Annotated in this window: 29 protein-coding genes; 6 read left to right on the forward strand and 23 right to left on the reverse strand. The window is 66.9% G+C overall.

Annotated features, from left to right (window positions below):
* Positions 1-2: 2 nt before the first annotated feature.
* The 16 genes from NX780_RS16360 to NX780_RS16435 form a co-directional block, all read right to left on the reverse strand.
* Positions 3-554, reverse strand: a complete 552-nt coding sequence (locus NX780_RS16360) for a DUF3261 domain-containing protein (RefSeq protein WP_258828936.1) — start codon at positions 552-554, stop codon at positions 3-5.
* Entirely contained in the window at positions 532-2,898 is a 2,367-nt protein-coding gene (locus tag NX780_RS16365; RefSeq protein ID WP_258828937.1) for an MMPL family transporter, read from the reverse strand. The genes NX780_RS16360 and NX780_RS16365 overlap by 23 nt, the downstream gene beginning before the upstream one ends.
* On the reverse strand, positions 2,895-3,497 hold the full coding sequence (locus NX780_RS16370) for an outer membrane lipoprotein carrier protein LolA (protein WP_258828938.1): 603 nt from the start codon (positions 3,495-3,497) through the stop codon (positions 2,895-2,897). The genes NX780_RS16365 and NX780_RS16370 overlap by 4 nt, the downstream gene beginning before the upstream one ends.
* Positions 3,494-3,928: an acyl-CoA thioesterase gene (locus tag NX780_RS16375; RefSeq protein WP_258828939.1), complete on the reverse strand. Its 435-nt coding sequence runs from the start codon at positions 3,926-3,928 to the stop codon at positions 3,494-3,496. The genes NX780_RS16370 and NX780_RS16375 overlap by 4 nt, the downstream gene beginning before the upstream one ends.
* On the reverse strand, positions 3,921-5,480 hold the full coding sequence (locus NX780_RS16380) for an HAL/PAL/TAL family ammonia-lyase (protein ID WP_258828940.1): 1,560 nt from the start codon (positions 5,478-5,480) through the stop codon (positions 3,921-3,923). The genes NX780_RS16375 and NX780_RS16380 overlap by 8 nt, the downstream gene beginning before the upstream one ends.
* Positions 5,467-6,408, reverse strand: a complete 942-nt coding sequence (locus tag NX780_RS16385; RefSeq protein WP_258828941.1) for a lysophospholipid acyltransferase family protein — start codon at positions 6,406-6,408, stop codon at positions 5,467-5,469. Before NX780_RS16385 ends, NX780_RS16380 begins: the two co-directional genes overlap by 14 nt.
* Entirely contained in the window at positions 6,405-7,142 is a 738-nt protein-coding gene (locus NX780_RS16390; protein WP_258828966.1) for a glycosyltransferase family 2 protein, read from the reverse strand. Before NX780_RS16390 ends, NX780_RS16385 begins: the two co-directional genes overlap by 4 nt.
* Positions 7,143-7,148: 6 nt before the next feature.
* The gene (locus NX780_RS16395) at positions 7,149-8,228 is read right to left on the reverse strand and encodes a class I SAM-dependent methyltransferase (RefSeq protein ID WP_258828942.1); all 1,080 of its coding nucleotides are present in this window, start codon (positions 8,226-8,228) and stop codon (positions 7,149-7,151) included.
* Positions 8,225-9,910, reverse strand: a complete 1,686-nt coding sequence (locus NX780_RS16400; protein WP_258828943.1) for an ApeI family dehydratase — start codon at positions 9,908-9,910, stop codon at positions 8,225-8,227. Before NX780_RS16400 ends, NX780_RS16395 begins: the two co-directional genes overlap by 4 nt.
* A complete protein-coding gene (locus NX780_RS16405; protein WP_258828944.1) occupies positions 9,903-10,448 on the reverse strand; it encodes a COG4648 family protein in 546 nt (181 codons plus the stop codon). The genes NX780_RS16400 and NX780_RS16405 overlap by 8 nt, the downstream gene beginning before the upstream one ends.
* Before the next feature lie 7 nt (positions 10,449-10,455).
* Positions 10,456-10,716 carry an acyl carrier protein gene (locus NX780_RS16410; RefSeq protein WP_258828945.1) on the reverse strand — a complete coding sequence of 87 codons (261 nt, stop codon included), beginning with the start codon at positions 10,714-10,716 and terminating at the stop codon, positions 10,456-10,458.
* Between the two features lie 31 nt (positions 10,717-10,747).
* The gene (locus NX780_RS16415; RefSeq protein WP_258828946.1) at positions 10,748-11,002 is read right to left on the reverse strand and encodes a phosphopantetheine-binding protein; all 255 of its coding nucleotides are present in this window, start codon (positions 11,000-11,002) and stop codon (positions 10,748-10,750) included.
* Positions 10,995-11,768: a lysophospholipid acyltransferase family protein gene (locus tag NX780_RS16420; RefSeq protein WP_258828947.1), complete on the reverse strand. Its 774-nt coding sequence runs from the start codon at positions 11,766-11,768 to the stop codon at positions 10,995-10,997. Before NX780_RS16420 ends, NX780_RS16415 begins: the two co-directional genes overlap by 8 nt.
* Entirely contained in the window at positions 11,758-12,492 is a 735-nt protein-coding gene (locus tag NX780_RS16425) for a beta-ketoacyl synthase chain length factor (protein WP_258828948.1), read from the reverse strand. Before NX780_RS16425 ends, NX780_RS16420 begins: the two co-directional genes overlap by 11 nt.
* Before the next feature lie 279 nt (positions 12,493-12,771).
* Entirely contained in the window at positions 12,772-13,167 is a 396-nt protein-coding gene (locus tag NX780_RS16430) for an acyl-CoA thioesterase (protein ID WP_258828967.1), read from the reverse strand.
* Positions 13,168-13,199: 32 nt separating this feature from the next.
* Positions 13,200-13,976: an SDR family oxidoreductase gene (locus NX780_RS16435; RefSeq protein ID WP_258828949.1), complete on the reverse strand. Its 777-nt coding sequence runs from the start codon at positions 13,974-13,976 to the stop codon at positions 13,200-13,202.
* 154 nt (positions 13,977-14,130) lie between these two features.
* Here NX780_RS16435 and NX780_RS16440 point away from each other — a divergent pair, with 154 nt between their 5' ends.
* The 4 genes from NX780_RS16440 to NX780_RS16455 all read left to right on the forward strand — a co-directional run bounded on the left by NX780_RS16440 (position 14,131) and on the right by NX780_RS16455 (position 17,706).
* On the forward strand, positions 14,131-15,807 hold the full coding sequence (locus tag NX780_RS16440; protein ID WP_258828950.1) for an electron transfer flavoprotein-ubiquinone oxidoreductase: 1,677 nt from the start codon (positions 14,131-14,133) through the stop codon (positions 15,805-15,807).
* A gap of 8 nt (positions 15,808-15,815) precedes the next feature.
* Positions 15,816-16,778: an alpha/beta hydrolase gene (locus NX780_RS16445; RefSeq protein WP_258828951.1), complete on the forward strand. Its 963-nt coding sequence runs from the start codon at positions 15,816-15,818 to the stop codon at positions 16,776-16,778.
* Between the two features lie 185 nt (positions 16,779-16,963).
* Entirely contained in the window at positions 16,964-17,317 is a 354-nt protein-coding gene (locus tag NX780_RS16450; RefSeq protein WP_258828952.1) for a hypothetical protein, read from the forward strand.
* Between the two features lie 179 nt (positions 17,318-17,496).
* Complete coding sequence (locus NX780_RS16455; RefSeq protein WP_258828953.1) at positions 17,497-17,706, forward strand: hypothetical protein; 210 nt, start codon at positions 17,497-17,499, stop codon at positions 17,704-17,706.
* A 60-nt stretch (positions 17,707-17,766) separates the two neighbouring features.
* Here NX780_RS16455 and NX780_RS16460 read toward each other — a convergent pair whose 3' ends face one another.
* From NX780_RS16460 to NX780_RS16470, 3 genes are all read right to left on the reverse strand, one after another.
* The gene (locus NX780_RS16460) at positions 17,767-18,390 is read right to left on the reverse strand and encodes an amino acid ABC transporter permease (RefSeq protein WP_258828968.1); all 624 of its coding nucleotides are present in this window, start codon (positions 18,388-18,390) and stop codon (positions 17,767-17,769) included.
* Positions 18,391-18,460: 70 nt separating this feature from the next.
* A complete protein-coding gene (locus tag NX780_RS16465; protein WP_258828954.1) occupies positions 18,461-19,270 on the reverse strand; it encodes a transporter substrate-binding domain-containing protein in 810 nt (269 codons plus the stop codon).
* A gap of 79 nt (positions 19,271-19,349) precedes the next feature.
* Complete coding sequence (locus NX780_RS16470) at positions 19,350-19,763, reverse strand: hypothetical protein (protein WP_258828955.1); 414 nt, start codon at positions 19,761-19,763, stop codon at positions 19,350-19,352.
* Between the two features lie 259 nt (positions 19,764-20,022).
* On the opposite strand from NX780_RS16470, the gene NX780_RS16475 reads away from it, so the two are divergent.
* On the forward strand, positions 20,023-21,816 hold the full coding sequence (locus NX780_RS16475; protein ID WP_258828956.1) for a glycoside hydrolase family 16 protein: 1,794 nt from the start codon (positions 20,023-20,025) through the stop codon (positions 21,814-21,816).
* 111 nt (positions 21,817-21,927) lie between these two features.
* On the opposite strand, the gene NX780_RS16480 is transcribed toward NX780_RS16475, so the two are convergent.
* The 4 genes from NX780_RS16480 to NX780_RS16495 form a co-directional block, all read right to left on the reverse strand.
* Positions 21,928-22,389 (reverse strand): metallophosphoesterase family protein, encoded by a 462-nt coding sequence (locus NX780_RS16480; protein ID WP_258828957.1) that lies wholly within the window; start codon positions 22,387-22,389, stop codon positions 21,928-21,930.
* Positions 22,390-22,403: 14 nt separating this feature from the next.
* Positions 22,404-22,694 carry a DUF378 domain-containing protein gene (locus NX780_RS16485; protein WP_258828958.1) on the reverse strand — a complete coding sequence of 97 codons (291 nt, stop codon included), beginning with the start codon at positions 22,692-22,694 and terminating at the stop codon, positions 22,404-22,406.
* Between the two features lie 112 nt (positions 22,695-22,806).
* The gene (locus NX780_RS16490; protein WP_258828959.1) at positions 22,807-23,430 is read right to left on the reverse strand and encodes a YcbK family protein; all 624 of its coding nucleotides are present in this window, start codon (positions 23,428-23,430) and stop codon (positions 22,807-22,809) included.
* Positions 23,431-23,528: 98 nt separating this feature from the next.
* Positions 23,529-24,059 carry a GNAT family N-acetyltransferase gene (locus NX780_RS16495; protein WP_307732893.1) on the reverse strand — a complete coding sequence of 177 codons (531 nt, stop codon included), beginning with the start codon at positions 24,057-24,059 and terminating at the stop codon, positions 23,529-23,531.
* Positions 24,060-24,270: 211 nt separating this feature from the next.
* Here NX780_RS16495 and NX780_RS16500 point away from each other — a divergent pair, with 211 nt between their 5' ends.
* Positions 24,271-25,296: a sulfate ABC transporter substrate-binding protein gene (locus NX780_RS16500; RefSeq protein WP_370663620.1), complete on the forward strand. Its 1,026-nt coding sequence runs from the start codon at positions 24,271-24,273 to the stop codon at positions 25,294-25,296.
* Positions 25,297-25,330: the final 34 nt, after the last annotated feature.

A 25,330-nucleotide genomic window follows, 5' to 3' on the forward strand; every position in this document is an offset into this window, starting at 1 on the left:
CCTCATTCGGCCGACACCACGGTCAGCCGGTATTTGTAGCGCACATTGTCCAGCACGGCCTTGCCCTGCCAGCGCGGCATGCCGCTGTAATCGATGGTCGCGACCACTTCGCCGTCGCGGCGCAGGGTGCGGCGCAGGCCCTGCTCCTCGATCGTCCAGCCCGTGGGCAGCGCCTTCGCGATCGCCTCGACCGGCCACAGGGTCAGCTGCAGGTCTTCCAGCACGTCGGCGGCCTTCACCTGGCTGGGCAGCATCGGATGGCGCCATTCGGTGATCTCGCGGCCGTCGTAGTCCAGGCTCAGCACGCGCATGCCAAGGGCCAGGCCGACCAGGTTGATGTTCTTCCCGTCCACCTCCAGTGCGGCGTCGAGGTCGTTGGTCTTGCCGTCGCGCTCGACGGTCAGGTGCTGCTGCACGCTGATCGTTTCGCCCAGGGCGGCAGGCGCCAGGCGCAGGCCGAGGCGCGCGGGCGTTGGCGCCGTCGCGGTGCAGGCGGCCAGCAGCAGCGCGCTGGCGAAGGGAATGGCGCGTTCAAGCCAGGACAGGCGTCGCATGGACTTCCTCCTTGTTGACAATGAAGCAGGGAGCGATCAGCCAGACCAGGGCCGTCCCGGCCAGCATGGTCAGGCCGAAGGCCCGCAGCGCCGGCGTGCCGCTCAGGGCCAGGAGGCCAAAGGACAGGATGGTGCTGGCGGCCGACAGGCCCACGGCGAGCCAGGGCGCGTCGTCGCCATGGCCGGAATCCTCCTGCAGGAAGATGCCGTAGTCGACGCCCACGCCCAGCAGCAGCATCAGGGCGAGCACGTGGAACAGTTGCAGGTGCTGGCCGGTGAGGCCAAGCAGCGCCAGCGCCAGGATGCTGGCGGCAAGCGTGGGCGCCAGCACGCGCCAGGTGCGGCCGCGGTAGCGCGGCAGCAGCACCGCGAACACGATCGCGTAGGCGCCCAGCACGACCCAGCCCATGTAGGCGCGGTACTTGCCGAGCACCGAGGAGATGCCGCCGACCTTGTCGACCCACTGCACGCCCGCCAGGCCTTCGGCCGCCTGGGCCAGCTGGGGAATGGCGACGTAGCGCATGCCGCGCAGGGCGACGATGCTGGCGTGGACGCCCTCCGTCTCGCCGATCCACAGGTGGCGCCATGGTTCGGCGGCCGGCGTCTTGAGGAAGGCGTCGACCTGCATCGGCGCGGCGGTGCTGCGCAGGTGCGCGGCAGTCTCCGCGGCCCAGCCGGCGTCCTCGCCGATCTCCTGTCCCAGGACGGCCAGCGGGCCCTTGGCGCCCAGCAGCTTGTCCTCGACCAGCTTCATTCTCGCGGCCTGGGCCTGCTGCGACGGGACCCAGTTCGACAGCGCCTGGTAACCGGCGATATCGCCTTCTGCAACCAGCGAGTCCAGGCGGCGCTTGAGCGCTTCTTCGCGCTGGAGTACCTGTTCGCTCGTGGCTCCGCGCACCAGGTAATACTGCACCGGGCTCGGGGCGTCGAGCAGCTTGCCCAGCTTGATCTGGTCACGCACCAGTTCAGGCGGCGAGGATTGCAGCGAGCGGATGTCGTCGTTCACGTCCAGGCGCGACAGGCCCAGCGCGGCGAAGCCAGCCAGCACCGCCACCACCAGCATCGGCAGCAGGCCGCCGGACAGGCGCGGCCAGCGCTTCACAAAGGCGCCGTAGCCGCGCGCCAGCGGGCCGGCGCGCAAGGAGTGGCCGTGGATCAGCGCCGGGAACCAGCACACCACGGTCAGCCAGGCGAACACCAGGCCGAGGCCCGAGAACACGGCCATGTGGCGCAGGCCCGGGAACGGGGTCAGGGCCAGGCCCATGTAGCCGATCACGGCCGCCAGCAGCGTCAGGCCGAGGCCGGGCAGCAGGCGGCGCAGCAGGCGCGGCGAATCGAGCGCCGGGTCGGCCCCGAGACGATGGCAGAGGAAGTAGATGCCATAGTCCTGCGCCACGCCGATCAGGCTCGCGCCGAACACCAAGGTGAGCAGGTGGATGCGGCCGAACAGCAGCCAGCACAGCGAGAGCGCGCCCAGGAAGCCGACGCCGACCGCCAGCACGGTGAGCGTCACCGGCTTGATCGAGCGGAAGGTCAGCCAGGTGAGCAGCACGATGCCGAGCATGGAGCCCACGCCGATGGTGTGGATTTCGCGACTCGCCTGGCGGCCAGCCGCCGCCGCGTGCAGGATCACGCCGGCCTTGATCACTTCGGCGGTCGGCACCGCGGCCTGCGCCGCCTGGCTCGCCTTGTCCAGCAGCGGCGCCACGGCCTCCTGGTTCGACAGCGAGAAGGCCGACTGGGCCAGGGTGAAGGTCAGCAGGACGTATTCGCGGCCCTCGCCGGCCACGAACAGCTCGCCGTCGCGCGGACGCACCGGCGTCTCGCCGGCGCGTTCCTGGGCCCAGCCTGCGAACAGGCCGAAGGGGTCGTCGCGGAAGCTGCCCAGCTTCGGGCCGGAGAAGGCGCTGTACAGGCGCGCCAGGGCGGAGTCGACCCAGAAGCGCTGCGGCTGCTCGCGCAGCTGCTTTTCCTGTTCGGCGGCGACGAGCAGGGTCGCATGCGGCTGCAGGCTGGCCAGCCAGTTGGCCTGGGCTTCGCCGCTCGCCGCGTCGGGCGCGAGGAGGGCCGTGTGCGGGGCCAGGGTCGTACGGAAAGCCTGCGCGGCGCGCACCGCCTCATCCCACTCCCCTGCCCCGACCAGCACCACCACCCGCTGCTGGGCGCTGTCCACCATATGGGAGAAGGACTGCTGCAGCACCGGGTCGCGCTGCTCCGCCGGCAGTAGCGCCAGGATGTCGGTGTCGGGCGTGATGCGCCGGTCCAGCCAGAGCCAGGCGTTATGGCCCAGCAGCAGGCAGACGACCAGGGCCCAGGCCAGGGCGAGGCGGCGTTGCAGGTTCACAACTGGGCCGCCTCTTCAGGCAGGAGGGCTTGCGGGCCGGTCTTGATGTCGCTGAAGACGATGTCGGTCTTGTCACCGCCGGCATCGACCATGTGGATGCTGTGCACATAGGCGCCGCCTTCCAGCGAGATCGCGCCGACCGCCTTCGCCACCGCCGGGTTGCGGGCCTTGAGCGCGACGCGCCAGGCATCGCCGGTGACCGCGCCGTCCACCTCGAACAGGTTCTCCAGCTGGCCCAGGTCGCCGCCCAGCAGCGAGAACAGCACGCCGTTGATCATGCGCACGGTCGGTTCCTGGCTGGCGTCCAGGCGCATGGCGACACGGTCGCCCTGCATGTGGATGATCTCGTCGCGCTTCAGGCGCAGCGTGTTCGGGAAGGGCTTCAGGGTGCGCCACAGCACGCCCTTGCCGGCGACCACGCAGAAGCGGCCGCTTGACGCCAGCGGTTTCTTCATGCCCGCCAGCTGCTTGGTCTGCTCGAAGCGGCCGCACAGCTGCTCCGGCTTGGCGAGCATGGACTGGATTTTCGCCACGGGCGCGGCGGCGCCGGCCACCGAGGCGGCGCAGGCCAGCGCGAGCGTGAGGACGAAGTGTTTCATGGTGCGGGTACTCCCAGCTTTTCGAACAGGATGGGCGGCGAGGCGAAGCACATCTCGCGGGTCTCGAGGTCGACCGCCACCTGGGTGGTGGTGGCGCGGTTCAGGCGTTTTCCCGTGGCGGCGTCGCTCACGGTGTAATCGATGCGCAGGCGGCTTTCCCACTCGACGATCTCGGCGCGCAGCAGCAGGCGCTGGCCGAAACTGGCCGAGGCAGCGTAGCGCAGGTTCATCTCGATGATCGGCCACATATAGCCGGAGTCGCGCATCTGGCCGTAGTTGTAGTCGATCTTGTCCAGCAGCGCGCAGCGCACCACCTCGAGGTACTTGACGTAGTTGCCGTGCCAGACGATCTCCATCGGGTCGAGGTCGAAGAACTGCACCTGCACCTCGGCCTCGGCACTCCAAAGGCTCGGCTCCTTCTTCTTACGCATACAGGCTCCAGGCCTGGTCGCGGATGCGGCCCAGCAAGAGCTTGAGGTCCGGGTCGAGGCGGCGGTCTTCCGTGACCGGCTTGACGTCCTCGCCCAGCAGGTCGAGCATGCGCGCCAGCGGGCTGGGGAGCTGCTTCGCCGGGTCGACGCGCTGGCGCAGCCACACGCCCTGGCGCACGGTGATGAGCAAGGCCGCCGCGACCTGCTCGGTCAGTTCCAGCACGCGCAGGCAGTCGCGCGCGGCGATGGTGCCCATGCTGACCTTGTCCTGGTTGTGGCACTCGGTCGAGCGCGAGAACACCGAAGCCGGCATGGTGAGTTTAAGCGCTTCGGCGGTCCAGGCGGACGCGCTGATCTGCAGGGCCTTGAGACCGTGGTTGATCGGCGCCTGCTCACCCTGCATGCCCGACAAATTGGCCGGCAGTCCGGCGTTGTAGCGGGCGTCGACCAGCAGGGCCATCTGGCGGTCCAGCAGGTCCGCCAGGTTCGCCACCGCGTTCTTCATGCCGTCCATGGCGAAGGCGATGTGGCCGCCGTAGAAGTGGCCGCCGTGCAGCACGCGCTCGCCTTCGGCGTCGATGATGGGGTTGTCGTTGGCGCTGTTCAGCTCATTCTCGATGCAGTCGCGGAAGAAGGGCAAGGCATCGGCCAGCACGCCGATCACGTGCGGGGCGCAGCGGATCGAATAGCGGTCCTGCAGGCGCTTGCCGTTGCGTTCCAGCTGGTCGGCGTATTCCAGGTCCTGGCGCAGCCAGGCGGCCACGCCCTGCATGCCGGCGTGCGGCTTCACCGAGAACAGGGTCTCGTCGAAGTGGTGGTCGTTGCCGTCCAGGGCGAAGGACGCCAGCGCCGTGATGCGGGTGACGAGCTGCGCGAGGTACTGGGCGCGGTCGTAGGCGATGCAGGCCAGGCCGGTCATGACGGCGGTGCCGTTCATGATCGCCAGGCCCTCTTTCGGGCGCAGGCGCAAGGGGGTGATGCCGGCTTCCTGCAGGGCCTGGGCGCTAGGGACCTGCACGCCGTCACGCAGCACCTCGCGTTCGCCGCACAGCACGGCGGCGAGATACGACAGCGGCGTCAGGTCGCCGCTGGCGCCCACCGAGCCCTCGCTCGGGATCAGGGGCAGCAGGCCCGCGTCGAACAGGCGCACGATCTGTTCCAGCAGGCCCACGCTCACGCCCGAAAAACCTTTCGAGAGCGAGGCCAGGCGCGCCGCCATCACGGCGCGGGTCTGGCCAGCATCCAGATAGGCGCCCAGGCCGCAACCGTGGTAGGTGTAGAGGTGGTGCGGCAGCTCCGGCACCAGGTTCAGGGGCACCTCGACCGTGCAGGAGTCGCCGTAGCCGGTGGTCACGCCGTAGATGGTGCCGTCCTCGCGCAGCAGGCGGTCGAGGAAGTCGGCGCCCCTGGCGATCGCGGCGCGGAACACCGGGTCGTCGGACAGCACTGGTTTGGCGGTGCCGCGGGCGATGGCATTGATGTCTTCCAGCGTCAGGCGTTCGCGGTCGAAGCGCACGGTGCGCTGGGGAGTGTTCAGGTCAGTGAGCTGCATGGGCAAGGTCCGGATCGGGTAAGTGCCAAAAATCGTAGAAGTTGAACCACTCAAGCGGCGCGCGCCGGACGTGGTGTTCGAGACGGCGCGCGTAGTCGGCCGCCAGTTCCGCCAGCGCTTCCTCGCGCCCGCGGCGCGGCAGGCGCACCTCCTCGCGCAGGCGCTCGAAGTGCAATTCGTGGCCGCCCTGCCGGCGGGTGGCGAACAGCGTGTACAGGGGGCAGCCGAGCACCGACGCCATCACGTAGGGGCCGACCGGGAAGGCGGCCGTTTGCCCGAGGAATGGTGCGAGTGCGACGCGCGGATTGTTCGACACCGGCACGCGGTCGCCGGCGATGACGATGAACTCGCCCTGTTCGATGCGCTCGGACAGCTGCATCGCCATGGCCGGCGTCATCTCGGTCACCTGCATCAGGTTCAGCTGGCTGCGCGGGTCGAGCTTGCCCAGCATCGCGTTGAAGGCCTCGGCATGGCGGGTGTGCACCAGCACGGTGAGCCTCAGGCCGGGCGTGCGCAGCGACAGCGCGCGGCAGAGGTCGAGGTTGCCGAGGTGGGCGCACATCAGCATGGCGCCCTTGCGCTCGCGGATGCGCTGCAGCAAAGGCTCCGCGCCGAACATGCGCACGCCGGAGGTGTCGAACAGGCCGCCCCACAGCAGCATCTTGTCCAGGATGGATTCCGCGAACGAAGCGAAGTGGCGCAGCACGCCAAGCAGGCCTGCCGGCTGCCCGACGCGGCGCAGGTAGTCCTGCGAGACTCGGCGCGCACGGCCCTGGGTCGCGACGTACCACAGCAGCACCGGGTACAGGAACACGCGGAAGGGCCAGCGGCCGAACACCCGGCAGACCCAGAACAGCAGGCGCATGCCGGCCACGAAGCTTGCTTCGTTGATGGCGGCCCAGTGGCGCGTGTCCGTCGCGGTGTTCATGCGCGCCATGTGCGGACCAGCAGCGAGGGAATGCGCGGCAGCATCCCGAAGAACAGGGCCACGTGCAGGCGCGTGATCAGGACGTTGTCGGTCCAGGCCTTGAAGTGGGACACACCGTCTTCCGGGTAGCCGACTTTCGTGGGCAGGTTCACGACCGCGACGCCGTCCCAGTACAGGCGCACCAGGATCTCGATGTCGAAGTTCATGCGCAGGCCGAGCTTGCGGCGCGAGGCCAGGGCCAGCACGGGCGCGACCGGGTAGACGCGGAAGCCGCACATCGAGTCACGGATCGCCAGCGACAGCGTGTTGATCCAGACCCAGACGTGGGTCAGGTAGCGTGCGTACAGGCGCAGGGCCGGCACCGATTCGTCATAGACCGGGCAACCGGCAACCACCGCTTGCGGGCGCGCGCGCGCCGCATCGAGGAAACGCGGGATGTCGGCCACGCTGTGCTGGCCATCGGCATCGACCTGCAGCACGTGGCTGTAGCCGTCCTGCTCGGCGCGGCGGAAACCCGTGAGCACCGCCCCGCCCTTGCCCTGGTTGACGGCGTGGCGCTCCAGCACCACGCGTCCCGGGTACCTGACGGCGAGCGCATCGAGCACCGCGGCGCAGCCCGGGGAGCTGCCGTCGTCCACGAGGATGCAGGGCAGATCGTGGGCCAGCACCTGGTCCACCACCTTGCCGATCGCGTGCTCGTGGTTATAGACGGGGATGACGACGCAAGGCTTCAGCACGGCTCAGGCCTTTTCGAAACGCAGCAGCGAGTGGCAATAGCCGATGTTGTCGCGCGTGGTGACCAGCTTCAGGCCGGCCGCTTCGGCCAGGCGCACGTAGTCGGCGCTCTCGTAGACCTTGCTGTTGCCGCTCGCGACCGCCGTGAAGTAAGGCGAGGTGTTGATCAGGCAGTAGGCGGCGATATCGTAGCGCTGGCGGTCCCAGAAGGTGTCGAGCACCAGCACCTGGCCGCGCGGGCCGAGTGCATCGGCGACGCGCCGGAAGATGCTGGCGATCGCCTCTTCCGAGAAGCAGCTCAGGAACTGGCTCATCCAGATCAGGTCCATGTCGCCAGGCAGCGGCGCCTCGAAATCCAGCAGATTGGTCGGGTGCAGGCTGGCGCGCTCGCGCAGGCCGGCGGCCTCCAGGTTTTTCTCGGCCACGGCCAGCTGGCCCGGCAGGTCGACCAGGTGCAGGGCCACGCGCTCATTGGCAGCCAGTGCCGCCAGCGTGAACTTGCCGGTGTTGGCGCCGATGTCCATCAGGCGGCGCGGGCTTGTCGCGAAGACGTCGGGCAGGATGTCCGGGAAGGAGGTGTCCGAATAGTAGTGATCGAAGGCGAACCAGCTGGTGCGCGCCGCTTCCGGCAGCCGGGACAGGCCCTCGTACACCGTCGGCCAGTCGCCGAAGACCTTCAGGCCGACCGGCTTTTCCTGGTCGAGCGACTCCTCGAGCGAGAACAGGGCCTGGTAGCAGACGTCGTGGTTGAAGTCGATGTTCACCTGGGTGATCGGATCGGTCAGGATCACGAAGCCGGCCTTGTCGAGCACGTAGCGGCCCTCGTCGAGATAGACCACGCCGGCGGACAGGCAGGTCTCGAGCACCAGCTTCAGGGCGTAGGCAGTCCAGCGCCCGGTCGCGGCCATCTGGTCCACCGACAGGCCGGTGTCGCCGGCGTCGGCGATCGCCTGCAGCATGCCGCGCTTCCAGGCGAAGCGCACGCACTGGAAGACGACCGGGGCGAAAGCGATCTTCTGGGCTTCGAAACGGGCCTCGAAGGCGCTCTGGCGGCTAGGTGAAAATTTCTTGTTCAGGGTGCTCATGGGGTCTTCAACAAAATGCGGCCACTGGCGTGGGCGCCAACGTCCGAGAAATAACGGAAGTGCAGCTGGGCCTTCGCCACCTCGTGCACGAGTTCGAGTTGCACCGGTTGCTCCGGGCGGATCATCTGCTGGAATTTCAGGGCGTTGATGCCTTTGAACCCGGGTTCCAGGCCGAAATGCCGGCGGCCATAATGGATCGCCCAATCGACCTGCACCACGCCCGGCAGCACGGGCGCGATGCTGAAGTGGCCGTCGAAATACAGCAGGTTCGCGGGCACGGTCAACTCGAGGAGCATGCGCGTCGCTTCCTGCTCCAGGATGCGCACGGCGGGCAGGCGCGGACGCTCTTCCAGCAGTGCCAGCAGCAGGGCCTGGGTAGTCTTGCCCTGGGCGTTCACCGGCAGGCGGGGAACAATGCGCCAGCGACGCGGCAGCGCCACGGCTTCCAGCCCGCCCGCCAGCACGGTGCGCAGGCGAGCGCTCAATGCCGGACGCCCTTCCCGCTCGAGCACGGCCTGTCCTTCAGGCGTCGGCACGACGAAGGCGGCCAGCACCTGGCGGCCGGGGCCTGGGACGGCCAGCACCTTCGCTTCGCGCACCAGGCCGCTCGCGCACAGGGCCGCCTCGATGGCGTCCAGCGAGATGCGCTTTTCTTCGATCTTGACGATGCGGTCGGCGCGGCCACGCAGCACGAAGCCCGCGCCGCTGGCTTCGACGCGGTCGGCCAGGCGCTGCCAGCCGCCAGGGCCGGCGAATTCGGATCGCACTTCGAGCAGGCCGCCGGCATCCTGACGCCACTGCACGCCTGGCAACGGCGTCCAGGTCGCGTTCACGCCACGCTGGCGCCAGGCCACGCCGCCCGTCTCCGAGCTGCCGTAGACCTCGACCGGGGCCTGGCCCAGCAGCGTGGCCGCGTGCTGCGCCGCCGCCTCTTCCAGCATGCCGCCGGAGGAGAATACGGCGCGCAGCTGCCTGCCGCCTGCGCGCCAGTCGAGATGCTCGGGCAGGCGCTTCAGGTGGGCCGGGCTGGCCAGCAGCACGCAGGGCGCCTGCGCCAGCGCGGGCGCCAGGGTTTCCGGGAACTCGTGGCGCTCGGCGTGGACCGGACGGCCCTCGGCCAGCGGCCACAGGACCCGGAACAGCAGGCCGTAGATGTGCTGGTGCGAGACGGTTGCCAGGATGGTGGCCTCGCCCAGACGCGCACCGAACTGGCTCTCCAGCGCGGCGACTTCGCTGCTCAGCTGGGACAGCTGCTTCGGGATCGGCGTCGGGGCGCCCGTGCTGCCGGACGTGAACACGACGAGGGCCGGGAAACCGGCGGCCGGCACGGCCCATTCGCCCCGCCAGTCGTCGTCGACCGCCGGTGCGGCGGGCGAGCGCTCGACGGGGAAGGCGCCCCAGAAGGCATCCACCTCGCTTGCCAGCGCCACGCAGGTCGCGGGCAGCACGTCGGCGCCGAGCCAGACGGTCTTCCCGGACAACCAGGCGCCCAGCAATGCCGCGGCAAATTCCAGGCTGTCTTCGTGGTAAAGCGCGACCCGGGTCGCTGCGCTGCGCCGGCCGAGCGCGCTCCAGGCGCGCACGCGGGCCAGGAAGTCGCCGTGGCGCACGGGCGTGCCCGCGCGCCAGCCGGCGGTGGCTTGCGGCGAACGGGTGGCGATGCGATAAAACAGATCAGGCATGGTGCAGACGCTTGAACCTCATGCGCAGCAGGTACTCGCCGCCGAACATCAGGCCCATCAAAATATAGGCGATCACGCCGTTGTAGAGCGACCAGGCGGCCTCGCTGGCGAACAGCGCGGTGCCGAGCGCGATCGTGCCGTTGGCGGCGAAGAACAGGCACCAGGCCTGGGTCACGCGGCGCGTATAGGCGACGGCCGCCGGCGGCAGATCGGGCTCGCGCAGGCGCGCCAGGCGCTCGACCATCGGCATGCCCGCAAGCAGGCTGGCGCCGAATGCGGCCAGCATGGCGACGTTGACCAGCACCGGATAAAGCTTCAGGGGCAGCACGGCGTTCGACCCGACGGCAACGGCGACCAGCAGCAGCGCGCCGCCCGCCGTCCAGCGCGCGGCCTGGCTGACCTTCAGCGCCGGCAGGCGCGTGGCGGCCGCCAGCAGCAGCAGGCCGGCCAGCCAGCGCGGCTCGATGCTGCCGTGGCCGAACCAGATCGCCAGCGGATACAGCAGCGTCAGCGCCGCCGCCAGGACGTTCCAGATCACGTGAAAATCAGGCCGCGGCCGTCTGCTCTTCGGCCAGGCCGGCGAGCGCTTCCACCACGTCTTCGATCGTGCGGATGGTCTTGAACACTTCCGGCTGCAGGCGCTTGCCGGTCATCTGCTTGAGCTTGACCGCGAGGTCGACGGCGTCGATGCTGTCGATGTCGAGGTCGGCGTACAGATTCGATGCCGGGGTCAGGGACGCGCGGTCCAGTTCGAACATCTCAGCCAGCAGGTCGGCGACCCAGGTGAACAGTTCGTCTCGGTTCATGTCGTGAATGCTTACCATGGCGATTCCTTCCTTACTTCTTGCGGTTCGTTTCGATCATTGCGGCCAGCGCACGCACCGAGGCGAAATGGCGGCGGGTTTCCTGCGACTCCGCCGACAGGGTGATGCCATAGCGCTTCTGCAGCGCCACGCCGATTTCCAGCGCGTCGATCGAGTCCAGACCCAGGCCCTCGACGAACAGCGGCGCTTCGCTGTCGATGTCGCCCGGGGTGATGTCTTCGAGTTGCAGGACGTCGATGATCAACGTCTTCACTTCCTGTTCAAGCATGGTGCTGGCCTTCTTTCATAAAAAACTGTTGCAGGTATTCGGTGAGGCGGCGCGCCGCCACCACGTCGCTGGTGTCGTCCGCGCGAAAATGCTCCACGCCGATATCGTCCTTGACCTCGATGCGGAAGTGCGCCTGGCGCGGCGGCACGTGCCACCACTTGTCGCCCTTGCCGAGTGTCGGCGGTTCGCACGTGATCACCACCGGGGTGATCGCGCGTTCGCCACGCACGGCGACGTTGGCCGCGCCGCGCTTGAGTTCCGCCACCGCGCCGCGCGGGGTGCGGGTCCCTTCCGGGAAGATGATCAGGTTGCCGCCCGCGCGCAGCGAGGCGATGCAGTCGTCGATCAGCTCGGGGCCGCGGTCATTGCAGATATAGCGCGCCGCGCGCACCGGACCGCGTGTGAACGGGTTGTTGACCAGCGCACCCTTGACGATGCAGTCGGCGTTGGGCACGAAGGCGATCAGGAACACGGTGTCGATCAGGGTCGGGTGGTTCGCCAGGATCAGCTGCCCTTCCCGCCCGAGCTTGTCCAGGCCCCGCACCTCGTAGCGCAGCACGCCGAGGCCGCGCATGATGCCGACAAAAGCGCGAAAGCTCGCGCTGATGGTGGCGCGCGCGGCGCGCTGGCGGGCGCCCGGCTCGCGCACGAACAGGGCAAGCAAGGGAAACACGATCACGCGCAGCATCAGGCCGCCCAGGCCGAACAGCGCGAAACTCAGGCCTGTCGCGAACACGCGCCAGGCATGGCCGAGCTTAGCCAGCATGGCGGCTCCAGGTCCAGCGCTTGCCGCCGGCGTCGCGCACCAGTTGGGAGTGGGCGCCGTGCTGGAAACGCAGCACCTCCAGGCCGCCCGGCATGCGCGCAGCGATGCCTGCGTCCTGGGCACGCCACGACAGGCGGATGGCATCAAGGTCTGCCGGGACCATGGTCCAGGCAAAGGCCCAGGGTTGTTCTTCGCAGTCCTCGAATGCACGCAGCGGATCGGGCAGCGTGGTGTCGCAGGCGACCAGCAGCACCTTCGGCGCGCCGTCGGCGAGCTGGCCACAGGCTTCGATCACCGCGTGCTCGATGGTGGAACTACCGCCGGCGAGCGCCACATGGTTGGCGCGGTCGGCGCGTGCGATCGAGAACAGGCCGGCGCTGGCGTTGTGCACGGCGAGGCCGAAGGCGGTCGGCGACAGCGGCTCGCCGCGTGCCAGGTCACCCAGCAGTTCCACGGCGCGCGCGACTTCGCCATGGCGCGAGCAGAACACGGTCGGGACGTCCCTCTCCCCGCCCAGGCATTCGTAGGCGACCTCGAGGGCCATGCGGCCCAGGAAGCCGGCGCGGCGGCGCAGCATGGCGGGCATGGCGGCGACCTTCGGCTCCTCCCCGTCTTCGATGGCCCATGGCTCGCGCGCCCACTCCGCCCAGCGCTCCTGCGTCGTCAGGCGAGGCGCCCACGCGGCGTGCCGCGCAATGGAAAAGACAACCTCGGAATCAAGCATGGTTCGCTACGTGGAAAGGTGAAATGCGCAATGGTGCGGCGCGACAGATTGAACGGAATTATAATCGTTCGACTTGCCTTGTAGGAACTGTCTGACAGGGCCGCAACCGTTTTGCAACAGTTGAACAGGCTGCGCTGGGGGCGAAATCGAGGAGGCGCGATCTTGCCACAGCAATACGGCGGACAATCTCTCCGATTGTCACGAAAGCTGGAAGAATTACTCAGAAGTTAGCAAAGTGCAAGCAGCCTTGAAAACAAGGCAAGTATGCATGCAGATAGGCTAGGCCGGCAGCAGCGCGCGCAGGCGTTCCGGCAGGGGCCGCGACTTCTCGGCCTTGAAGTCGATCCATACCACCTTCGCGCCGCCTTCGGCGTGCAGCGCTCCCGCCTGCCCGTCCGGGCCGACGAGGCGGATCTCGTGCGTCACCTCGATGCTGGAACGTCCTGGCGGCGCCACGAACGTGGCGACCTCGATCTCGCCCGGATAGGTGAGCTGTTTCAGGAAGCTGCAGTAGGCGTTGACGATCACCGGCCCTTCGCCGGACGCTGCCGGGTCCGGCAGCGCGCCGACCTCGCCGAGCCAGGCGATGCGCGCCGATTCGATATAGCGGAAATAGACGGTGTTGTTGACGTGGCCCATCGCATCCATGTCGCCCCAGCGGATCGGGATGCGCATGGTGTGGACGTGGGCCCGTGTCGCAGGCAGGTTCACTGGGCCGTCATCCCGTCGTCGGCCGTGATGATGGCGCCGTTGATGAAGTGGGCCTCTTCCGCCGCCAGCAGGAGCAGCAGGCCGTCGAGGTCTTCCGGCCGGCCCGGTCGCTTGCGGGGCAGCATGTCGATCAGCTTGCGTCCCTGCTCGGTGTCGAAGTAGTCCTCGTTCATCTCGGTGGCGATGTAGCCAGGGCAGATGGCGTTGACGTTGATGCCGTACTTGCCCCACTCGACCGCCATCGCCTTGGTCATCTGCACCACGCCCGCCTTGCTCATGCAGTAGACGCCGATCTGCGGCAGCACCCGCAGGCCCGCCACCGAGGCGATGTTGACGATGCGGTGCTGCTTGCGCGGGTCGCCCTTGGCGCGCTGGATCATGCGCTTGGCGGTCTGCTGCGCCACGAAGAAGGCGCCGCGCAGGTTGGTGTCCATGATGTAGTTGTAGTCGTCCTCGGTGACGTCCAGCAGGCGCTGGGTGCTCGAGACGCCCGAGTTGTTCACCAGGATGTCGATCGGCCCCGCCTCGGTCTCGGCATGCGCGATGGCCGCCTTGATCGAGCCGAGATCGGTCACGTCCAGGCGCACCACGTGCGCGGCGCCGCCGTCGGCCTCGATCTCGGCGCGCAGCTCCTTGAGGCGCTCGACCCGGCGCGAGGCCAGCACCACCTGGGCGCCGGCGCCGGCCAGCGCTTTCGCGAAGCGCGCCCCCAGGCCGCTCGAGGCGCCGGTGACCATGGCGATCTTTCCTTCGTAATTGACTTCGATACCCACGCTCGCCCCTCCTTCACAGAAGGCACCATCTTACACAAATCATCAGTATTAGATTGCCGCATCTAATAATGTCCGTAAAATGGCGGCCAAAGTTGCAAACGTCGATAAAAACCCGCACACTCGTGCTTAAATTTTTTCTACCCCTATAAAAAACATGACTGAGCCAACCAATATCCTCGAACAATACGGACCGCGTGAAGCAATGGAGTACGACGTGGTCATCGTCGGCGGCGGCCCCGCGGGCCTGTCCGCGGCGATCCGCCTGAAGCAGCTGGCGGCAGAAAAAGGGCAGGAGGTTTCGGTCTGCGTGCTGGAAAAAGGCGGCGAGCTGGGCGCCCACATCCTGTCGGGCGCGGTGATGGACCCGATCGCCCTGAACGAGCTGATCCCCGACTGGAAAGAGAAAGGCGCACCGCTCAACACTCCGGTGACGGAAGACCAGGTGCTGTTCCTCACGGAGACGAAGGCGATCGCGACCCCGCACTTCATGGTCCCGAAGATGCTGACCAACCACGGCAACTATGTGATCTCGCTCGCCAACGTGGTGCGCTGGCTGGGCCAGCAGGCGGAAAGCCTGGGCGTCGAGATCTTCCCCGGCTTCCCGGCGGCCGAGATCCTGTACAACGAGGACGGCTCGGTCAGAGGTGTCGCCACCGGCAATATGGGCGTCAAGCGCGACGGCGAACCGGGTTCGGACTTCCAGCTCGGCATGGAGCTGCACGCCAAGTACACCTTCTTCGCCGAAGGCTCGCGCGGCCACCTGGGCCGCCAGCTGATGGCCAAGTATGACCTGAACAAGGGCCGTGACCCGCAAGTCTACGGCATCGGCATCAAGGAGCTGTGGGAAATCGACCCGGCCAAGCACAAGCCGGGGCTGGTGGTGCACACCGCCGGCTGGCCGCTCGACAACGACACCTACGGCGGCTCCTTCCTCTACCACCTGGAAAACAACCAGGTGGCGGTCGGCTTCGTGGTGGGCCTGGCCTACCAGAACCCCTACCTGTCGCCCTATGAGGAATTCCAGCGCTATAAGACCCACCCGGCGATCCGCCACTACTTCGAGGGCGGCAAGCGCATCTCGTATGGCGCGCGTGCGATTACCGCGGGCGGCCTGCAGTCGCTGCCGAAAACCGTCTTCCCGGGCGGCGTTCTCGTCGGCTGCGACGCCGGCTTCCTGAACACCAGCCGCATCAAGGGCAGCCACGCCGCGATCAAGACCGGCATGCTGGCCGCGGATGCCGCGTTCGCGGCCCTGATTGAGGGCCGCCAGCACGACGAGCTGTCCGCCTACCCGGCCGCTTTCGAGCAGTCCTGGCTGAAGGAAGAGCTGCACGTGGCGCGCAACTTCAAGCCGTGGATGAGCAAGGGCCTGTACGTCGGCACCATCATGACCGGCATCGACCAGCTGATCTTCCGCGGCAAGGCGCCCTGGACCCTGCACCACAAGCATGCGGACCACGAATGCCTGAAACCCGCGTCGCAGTTCAAGCCGATCGTGTATCCGAAGCCGGACGGCAAGCTGACTTTCGACCGCCTGTCCTCGGTGTTCATCTCGAACACCAACCACAGCGAAGACCAGCCGGTGCACCTCACCCTGAAGAACCCGAGCGTGCCGGTCGAAGTCAACCTGGCCAAGTACGCGGGGCCCGAGCAGCGCTACTGCCCGGCCGGCGTCTACGAATTCGTCAAGACCGACGAAGGCAAGGATCGCCTGCAGATCAATGCCCAGAACTGCGTGCACTGCAAGACCTGCGACATCAAGGACCCGACCCAGAACATCGTCTGGGTGACGCCGGAAGGCGGCGGCGGGCCGAACTACCCGAACATGTAAGGGTGGCCATGCGCGCCTTTTCCACACGGCCGGCGGCGCTGCTGCTGGCCATGCTGGCCGGATTCTCCGGCGCCCCGGCGGCGCTGGCCTTCGACGCCAAAGCGGAGAACCCGCGCTTCAAACTGCTGCGCGACCAGGGTTTCCGCATCCAGCCGGACATCGATTACCTGACCGCCAGCGGCAAGGAGCTCAAGCTCGACATCTACCGTCCGGCCGGCAGCGAAGCGAAAGCGCTGCCCGTGGTGCTCTACTTCCACGGCGGCGGCTGGGTCGCCGGTTCGCGCGAACGCGCGGCATGGTCCGCCCTGCCCTTCCTGCACATGGGCTTCGCGGTGGTGAACGTCAGCTACCGCCTGGCCAATGTGGCGCTGGCCCCGGCGGCCGTCGAGGACACCCTGTGCGCGCTGCAGTGGGTCGGCATCAATGCGAAGAAGTACGGCTTCGACGTGAACAAGGTGGTGACCTCGGGCGACTCGGCGGGCGGCCACCTGGCGCTCGCCACCGCGATGATTCCCTCGGATTCGCCCTTCACCAACCAGTGCGCGGCCAACGAACCCACCTGGAGCGGCCCGTACACGAACGCGGCGCCGAAGGTGGCGGCGGTGGTCAACTGGTACGGCATCACCGATGTTGCCGACATGCTGCAGGGGCCGAACATCCGTTCCTATGCGGTGGCCTGGTTCGGCAGCATGCCGGGACGCGAGGCGCTGGCGAAGTCGCTCTCGCCCTTGAGCCATGTGCGGCCCGACGGCCCGGCGGTCTACACGATCCATGGCGACGCCGATCCCCTGGTGCCCTATGCCCACGGCGTGCGCCTGAAGGCGGCGCTCGACAAGGCCGGCGTGAAGAATGTGCTGCACACCATTCCCGGCGGCGGGCACGGCGGCTTCAAGCTCGAGCAGGTCAAGGGCGCCTACAAGGGCATGCAAGGTTTCCTGCACGAATTGGGGCTTGCACCGAAAGCACCTTGAAACGCTGCCGCAGCCGCGTTATGGGCGGCTGAGTATGTACTCCCAGTCCTACGGGCACCCCTCACCGATTCCGATTGCCCCTGCCCTTCAGGGGTTTAAGATGGACTCCTCAACCATCGATCAAGGAGACTGGCATGGGTGAAAACAAAGGACATGGAGTCAAGGGACCGCGTCACGATAATGACATGGACGACCTCAGCATGAACCAGGGCGGCCAGCAACAGTCGGGTAACCAGCAGTCGGGACGCCAATCGGGGAATCTGCAGTCGGGCCAGCAACAGGGCAGCCAGCAGTCCGGTCAGCAGCAGGGCAGCCAGCAATCGGGGCAGCGCCAGCAGGGAAGCCAGCAGTCCGGCCAGCAACAGCAAGGCAGCCAGCAATCCGGCCGCCAGGGCAGCCAGCAATCGGGCGGCCAGCACGCCTCCGGCGGCACGCCGGCACTGGATGACCTGGGTTCGCGCCAGGGCGAATCCGCCAAGGATGCGTCCCAGGCCTGGAGCCAGGACAACAGCATCGACAAGCGGCGCGGCAACCGCTAGACGGCACCCTCAAGGCAGGGGCGACACCGCGGACCGGCCTTCGGGCCGCCGCGGTGTTTTTGTATCTGCGTACTGCCGGCCTTGTGCGAACCCTCCGACAAGCAGACCTGAAGCTGTCTGATTGCCGCCTCGCGTGGAAGGCCTATGATGGAGTCATCGCAGCAAGCATGGAGCCGAGTATGGGTGAAAACCAGAGCAACCAGCAGAAGCAATCGCGTCCCGATCCTGCTGTCGCGGATCCCGACAAGGACTTGGTCAGCACCGCCGGCCAGGGCCAGGGACTGGGCAATCAACAGTCCGACAGCCAGCAAACCGGCAACCAGCAGTCTGGCCAGCAAGGTAGTCAGCAGCAAGGCGGCCAGGCCGACCAGCAGCGCGCCAATCGTTGAACGGGCACGCTCGCTGTCCAACGCGCACCGAGGCGAGTCCCGGTGCGCGTTTCCATTTGCTCAGCGCGTCATGTGGGCGCGGTTCAGGCGCCGCTCGGCGCGCCGCTGCAGCGCCTCGAAGAACAGGCTCAGCACCCAGTAGATGCAGGCCGCCGCGATGTAGAGCGGCAGCGGCTGGAAGGTCGTGGCGATCACTTCTTTTGTGGCCAGCATCAGTTCCGTCAGGGCGATCACCGAGACCAGCGAGGTGTCCTTGATCAGGCTGATCAGGGTATTGCTCATCGAGGGCACGGCGATGCGCAGGGCCTGGGGCATGACGATGTGGTGCAGGGTCTGCCAGTAGCCCAGGCCCAGGCTGAACGCCGCCCGCCACTGCCCTTCGCTGACCGCGCGGATGGCCCCGCGCAGGCTCTCGGACAGGTAGGCGCCGCTGTTGAGCGAGAGCGCCAGCACGCCCGCCGCCACCGGGGTGAACTCGATGCCCACGCTCGGCAAGCCGTAATAGATCACGAAAATCTGCACCAGGAGCGGCGTGCCGCGCATCGCGCTCACGTACAGGCTAGAGGGCAGGCGCAGCGCGGCCCAGGGCGAGATGCGCATCAGGGCGACGGGCAGGCCGATCGCCAGGCCGCCGATCATGGAGGCGACGGCGAACAGCAGCGTGTAGCCGGCGCCCGTGAGCATCACCGGCGCCGCCTCGCGCAGCAGCGCGATCAGGTCCGTCACGCTTGCACGCGCATGATGCCGGGGGCGCTCATGGCGCGCGGGTGGCGTCGATGCCGAACCACTTGAGCGAGAGCGCCTTCAGCGTGCCGTCGTTGGCGGCATCGAGCAGGATCTTGTCGACCGCCGCCTTGAACTGCGGGCTGCCCTTGCGGAAGGGGATGCCCATGCGCTCGACCGCGCCGACCTTGGCGCCGGCCTTGATCGGCAGCTGGGAATTCTTCAGCAGGTAGGCCACCATCAGGCTGTCGTTCAGGGCCGCGTCGATGCGCCCGAAGGCCAGGTCCTGCAGGTTTTCCGGAGCCGCCGGATAGCTCTTGACCTCGATCCCCGGCACCGCCTTGGCCTGCTGCTCGAACACGCTGCCCTGCCCCACGCCCAGGCGCTTGCCCTTCAGTTCGGCCAGGTTCGTGTACGTCGCGCGGTCGTTCTTGCGCACGATGAGCTGGGGTTGCGAATAGGTGTAGGGACGCGAGAAATCGAAGGCCTGTTCGCGCTTGGGAGTGATGCCGACCTGGCTGACGATCACGTCGTACTTGCCGGCGGCCAGTCCCGCGAGGATGGCGGCCCATTCGGTGGCGACGAATTCCGGGCGCAAGCCCAGCCTGTTCGCCACCAGCTTGGCGACGTCGACGTCGTAGCCGGTGAGCTGGCCGGTCTTCGGGTCCTTGTAGTTGAAGGGCGGGTAGGTCCCTTCCATCGCGATGCGCAGCACGCCGCGCTTCTTCGCCTCCTGCAGCAGGTCGGCCGCCTGCGCAGGGCTTTGCACGGCCAGGAAAGCCAGGGCCAGGCCGGCGCCCAGGACGGCGCGGCGCGAAAACAGGTTCGAGTGCTTGACCATCAATCCTCGCTCAATCGACAGGAGAACTGACTTTATAACCGAAAAATGACAGCCGCGGCTAGGGCCGGCCTTCCCTGCCCTAGTAAGCGCCGCGGCGGGCGCGTGCGCCGAAAGGATGGCCGACCACCAGCGTGGTGCTCAGGACCAGGGTCGACAGGCCGAGGATCAGCTGCACCAGGCGGTCGCTCGGCAGGACCCAGACCTGGCCACGCGGCGGCTCCGCGCCGGTCGCGGCGGTGATGAGGGGCGCGATCCAGCCGGCGTCCGGCTCGACGTCCAGCACCACGGCGTCGTCCGTGGTCTGCATGTACACGTCGCCGCCTTCGGCCAGGGTGAAGAGAATCCCGACACCGGTCTCGGTGGGCTTCACCAGTTCCTGCAGCGCGCGGTTGTGCTCGTCGATCCAGAGCTCGACGTCCTGCGGCGTCTCGAGATGGGTCCAGGGGCGGGGACGGAAGCGCGGCTGCGGCGCGGTATCGGATGGCGAAGTCATGTGATGCAGTGAAAGCGGGAGGAGCAGTATCTTAAGGCATTTTGACATCACAGAGTCGTGTGCGTTGATCCACATCAAACCCATCCGCACGATTGGATTTGACGCGCTCGTCAATACGGCATATATTTTCTAACACGAAATGGAAAGGTTTCCATTCACAGCCTCAGCAGGTTCATTCGAGACCAACGACCAAGTTGGCAAACCGTGGAAGGCCGTCCTGGCGCTTCCTATATTTCACGGAGTTACATGAGGAGCCGAAGTGAATAACCAGAACCAGAATCGTCACTCGAATCGTAACGTAGTTTGGAAACCTTTCCAGAACCTGTCCGCCGCTGTCCTGCTCGCCTGTAGCGCGCAGGCCGGCGCCGGCGTCACCAATCCCGTCATCGGCCAGCTGCTGTGGTCCGAGGAATTCAACGGGACGAGCCTGAACACCGCCGTCTGGACGCCCTCGGACGGCAACGGCTGCCAGATCAATCTGTGCGGCTATGGCAACGCCGAACTGCAGTACTACAGTCCCAACAACCTCTCGATCGTCAACGTGCCCTTCGAATCCGGCACCCGCGCGCTGGCGATCCAGGCACGCTCGCAGACCGTGGGCAGCAATGTCTTCACCTCCGGGAAGATCGACACCAAGGGCAAGGTCCAGGTCCAGTACGGCATGATCGAGGTGCGCATGGCCACGCCGAACATCGCCACCGGCCTGTGGCCGGCCGCCTGGATGCTGGGCGTGAGCCCGCAGACCTGGCCGCGCAACGGCGAGATCGACATCATGGAGATGGGGCATAAAGCCTCGGTGCGCGCAGCGGCCGGCAACCCCTCGGCCAACAACTTCGTCGGCTCCAACGTCATCACCTGGCAGCAGGCCGCCTGCGTGCCCGGCAACGAGAGCTGCGCCGCCTCCACCGCCTGGCAGACCAAGAACTGGTACGTGCCCGCCACCTCGCTCGCCAACCGCTTCGTCACCTACCGCCTGTACTGGGACGAGAGCCAGATGCGCTTCACCGTGGTCGACAATGGCGTCGAGCGCAATATGTACGACGCGCCGCTGCCGGTGAACTCCACGGCCATGCAGGCGCCCTTCTACCTGCTGCTCAACCTGGCCGTCGGCGGCAACTTCACCGATGCGGCCAATCCAAGCCAGGTGACGGCGCCGCTGCCCGGCACCATGTACGTCGACTACGTGCGGGTCTACCAGATGGACGGCAAGGGCCAGGTCAAGCTGGGCAACCAGACCGTGCCCGAAGCGGCCGGCAAGTTCGGCGTCTTCACCGACACCACGGCCGTGAACGGCAAGCTGGTGGCCGGCACCAGTTCCGACATCTTCCTGTGGAATGGCGCCTCGAGCGGGGCCGGCTCTACGCCTCCGTATGAAGGCGGCAACGTCATCGCCTGGGCCTACACGGCGCCCGGCCAGTGGTTCGGCGGCGGCGTGCAGGCGCGCCAGGCAAGGGACCTGACGAACTACCGCAACGGCACGATGCGCTTCCGCATCAAGATCCCGGCCAACGTCTCCTTCAACATCGGCGTGGGCGACACCTACACGAACCAGAACTGGGTCAACTTCCCGGCCAACACCACGACCCACGGCCTGGTGCGCAACGGCGAGTGGGCGCAGGGCAGCATCCCGGTCTCGACCCTGCTCGGCACCAAGGTGGCGGCGCAGTCCCTGCTCGACGTCTTCATGATCTCGAGCGACGCCAACCGCCTGCCGGCCTCGACCTTCCAGTTCGCGATCGACGACATCGTCTGGGATTCGGGCAGCGGCGGCACCACCACCCCGACGCCGACGCCGACCGGCCCGACCTGGGTCACCCAGACTTCGGCCACCGCGCTGCAGTTCAGCACCAATACCGGCAGCTGGGCCGACGTGCACTATACGGTCAACAACGGTCCGCAGCAGAACCTGCGCATGCGCCTGGACGGCACGACCAACACGTATACCGCCGGCGGCCTGAAGATCGGGGACGTGGTGCGCTACAGCTTCACCTACTGGGATACCACGCGCAACTTCGCGGTGGATACCGCGTGGGCAAGCTACACGATGAAATAGTAGTGTGGTCGGCTCTGCCGACCGCGCGTTCAACTCCCGTTTGAATGGATGCGGCACGATTGTTCATCCGCTGGTTGAACGCGCGGACGGCGAAGCCGTCCACCCTACGGGTCAATCGATGGCCAGCGTTACCAGTCTGGCCGTCACTTGACCACCGTCTATCAACAGTTCACCAACCGAAATCGGCAAGGTAAAGCGGCGGCGCCCTGCACTTCCGGGATTTACAAACAGCACCCCGTCGCGCTCGCTGCTGGCGGGATTGTGCGAATGCCCGGACACGACCACGCGCATGCCGGCCGCGCGTGGATCGAGCGGGAGGTCCTTGATGTCGTGGATGACGTAGATGGCGATGCTGCCCAGCTGCAGCGTTGCGGTATGCGGCAGTCCGGATGCCCAGGCGCCGCGGTCGTTGTTGCCGCGCACGACGGTGAGGGGCGCAAGCGCCGCCAGGGGCGCGAGGATCTCGGGCCCGGTGATGTCGCCGGCGTGGATGATATGGTCGCTGCCCCGCAGGAAATCCAGCGCCTGCGGGCGCAGCAACCCGTGCGTATCGGAAATCAACCCGACCCGCATCCCGCGCGCGCCGTTCAGTGACGTTTGCTGCCCGCCATCTTGGCGGTGGTATAGATCGAATACAGCGCCGCCAGGCCGACCACGACATAGACGATGCGGGTCGCCGGGGTGCCCGGACCGAAGATGGTGGCGACCATGTCGACATCGAACAGGCCGACCATCGCCCAGTTCAGGCCGCCGATGATCAGGAGCGCCATCGCCAGGTAGTCGAGGGCGGACATCGCCGAGCGCTGTGTTGCGTGCGATGCGACGCGCCGTTCGCCGGTGGTCCTGCGGTCCATCGTTGGAGCATTCATCGTTGCCATGCTTGCCTCCTTGGGAAAGGTGAGATGGAAGCCGGGACGCCCCGCCCCGGCCCTGACCACTTCATATTAGCCCAAGTCCGATGGTCCGCTCGCACGGGTCGCCCGCGCCGGATCAGCCCTTCCAGGTACGGTTCAGGCCCGTGTCCGCATGGATCCAGCCGCCCTTGGGGCCGGAGCGGTAGTAGTAGCCGACCCCGCCCTGGCGGAAGCTGCGGATCAGGCCGCCGAGCACCTCCTCGTTCAGGCTGGCGATGCGGATGTCGGCCGCCTTGCCGACCATGTGCAGGGACTTGCGCGCGGCCGGCACGCCCTCCTCGACCAGGCGCTTGTTGGACGCTTCGGTGCGGTAGCCGGACAGGATCTCGAGCGGCTGGTTCATGCCGTAGCGGGCGATGAAGGCCTGGGTGCCCCACAGCACTTCGAAGAGCTTGGGATCGATCGGCGCGGTCTCGCGGCCGTTGACGTCGCGCAGGATGTGGCACAGTTCCTGGTAGGCCGAGTCGATGACTTCACCGTCCTTCCAGTACAGCACCTTGGCGCGTTCGCCGCTCTGCGGCCTGACCACGGACAGGGTGCGCGGCTTGACCCAGAAATCGATATCGAGCAGCTGGGCGTCGAACAGGTCGGGCGGCGGCGCCATGTCGGTGGTCCCGGCCGCCACATTCAGGGGAGCACCGATGGCCCCCAGGGCGCCGAGAACGGCGCCCCCTTGCAGGAAATCTCTACGTGAAACCATAAGACACTCTTCTGGATGAGATGGTTACTATAACGTAAGCTTCTCAATCGACAAAGATGTGATCGTGCATGTGTTGCCAACCGCGAACGCCGACTGATTCAGCCGTTGCAGTTGCAGAAGCGCTTGCGGGCCGCGCCCGGGGCCAGCTCGCAACTTTCTTCCAGGCTCTTCCACAGCAGGTCGCTTTCCATGCCGAAGCAGGAGGTGTCCTTGCCGGCGTTGATGTAGCCCTGGCGCTCGAAGAAGGCGCTGGCGCTCGGCGGGCTGTACAGGTGCAGCTTCTTGATGTTCCAGGTGCGCGCATGCTGTTCCGCGGCGTCGAGCAGCGCACGGCCGACGCCAAGGCGCAACGCCTCCGGCAGCACGTAGCACAGAGCGATCTTGCCGGCCTGGGTCAGCAGGCACAGGCCCAGCAGGCTGCCGTCCTCGCCCTCGGCGACGACGGCAAAATTGCTGGGCGAAGCGAACCAGGTCGCGACATTGGCGGAGGTCTTGTTGCCCAGCCATGCTTCGAGCACGGCCGGCTTGCCCTCGTGGTCGGCCTTGCCTCCGATCTCGATGGAACGGCGCAGCAGCGCGCAGGCAGCGGATGCGTCAATGGGCGCCGCCTGTCGGATTTCAAAACGCATGGACATCTGGCATCAATCTGGTTCGTTCAAATACGGTCAATACTGGCGCCGCCGGCGCACTGAAGGGCCCGACTATACACCGAAACCGGCGGGACCTGCTGCGGGCGGCCGTGCGGGCGGGCGCTGCGCTCATCCGTACTAAGCATATGACAAAACTATTGTTCCGTAATTTGACGAATGTACGGATGATTCAGCTTGTACAAACAAGTTCATGAAAAGAGCACACGACATGACCCCGACCTCCCCCGTTCGTCGCATCCTCCTGTCCCTCGCACTGTTCTCCGCCCTGCCCCTGAGTGCGAGCGCAGCCAACACCGAGCTGCTCAACGTCTCCTACGACGTCGCGCGCGAGCTGTACAAGGACATCAACCCGGCCTTCATCGCCGCCTGGAAGCAGCAGACCGGACAAACCATCAGCATCAAGCAGTCGCACGGCGGCTCCAGCAAGCAGGCACGCGCGGTGGCCGACGGCCTGGAAGCCTCGATCGTCACCATGAACCAGGCGAACGACATCGACATGCTGGCCGAGCGCGGCCTGGTGGCGAAGGACTGGGCCAGGAAGTTCCCGAACAATGCGGCGCCCTACTACTCGACCATGGTCTACCTGGTGCGCAAGGGCAACCCGAAAGGCATCCGCAACTGGGAAGACCTGGCGCGTCCGGGCGTGCAGGTCATCATCCCGAATCCCAAGACCGCCGGCAACGGCCGCTATACCTACCTGGCGGCCTGGGGCTCGGTGCTGAAGAAGGGCGGCAACGACGCCCAGGCGCGCGCGCTGGTGGGCCGCATCTTCAAGAACGTGCCGATCCTCGACGCAGGCGGCCGCGCCGCCACCACCACCTTCACCCAGCGCCAGATCGGCGACGTGCTGGTGACCTTCGAGAACGAAGTGAGCATGGTGCGCAAGGAATTCGGTGACAACTTCGAGGTGGTCTACCCGACCGTCTCGATCCTGGCCGAGTCGCCGGTCGCCGTGGTCGACAAGGTGGTCGACCGCCGCAAGCAGCGCAAGGAAGCGACGGCCTACCTGAACTTCCTGTACTCGCCGCAGGGGCAGGAAATCGGCGCCAAGCACTTCCTGCGTGTACGCTCCGATGCGGTCATGAAGAAGTATGCGGCGAACTACAAGCCGATCCAGCTCTTCACTGTGGACGAGCTGTTCGGCGGCTGGAGCAAGGCCCAGGATCGCCACTTCGACGATGGCGGAGAATTCGACAAGATTTATCAGTCGAAATAAGCTGAATGAACAAGCCCTGCCTTTGCGCAGGGCT

Source organism: Massilia agri (assembly GCF_024753255.1).
Classification (GTDB): domain Bacteria; phylum Pseudomonadota; class Gammaproteobacteria; order Burkholderiales; family Burkholderiaceae_D; genus Telluria; species Telluria agri.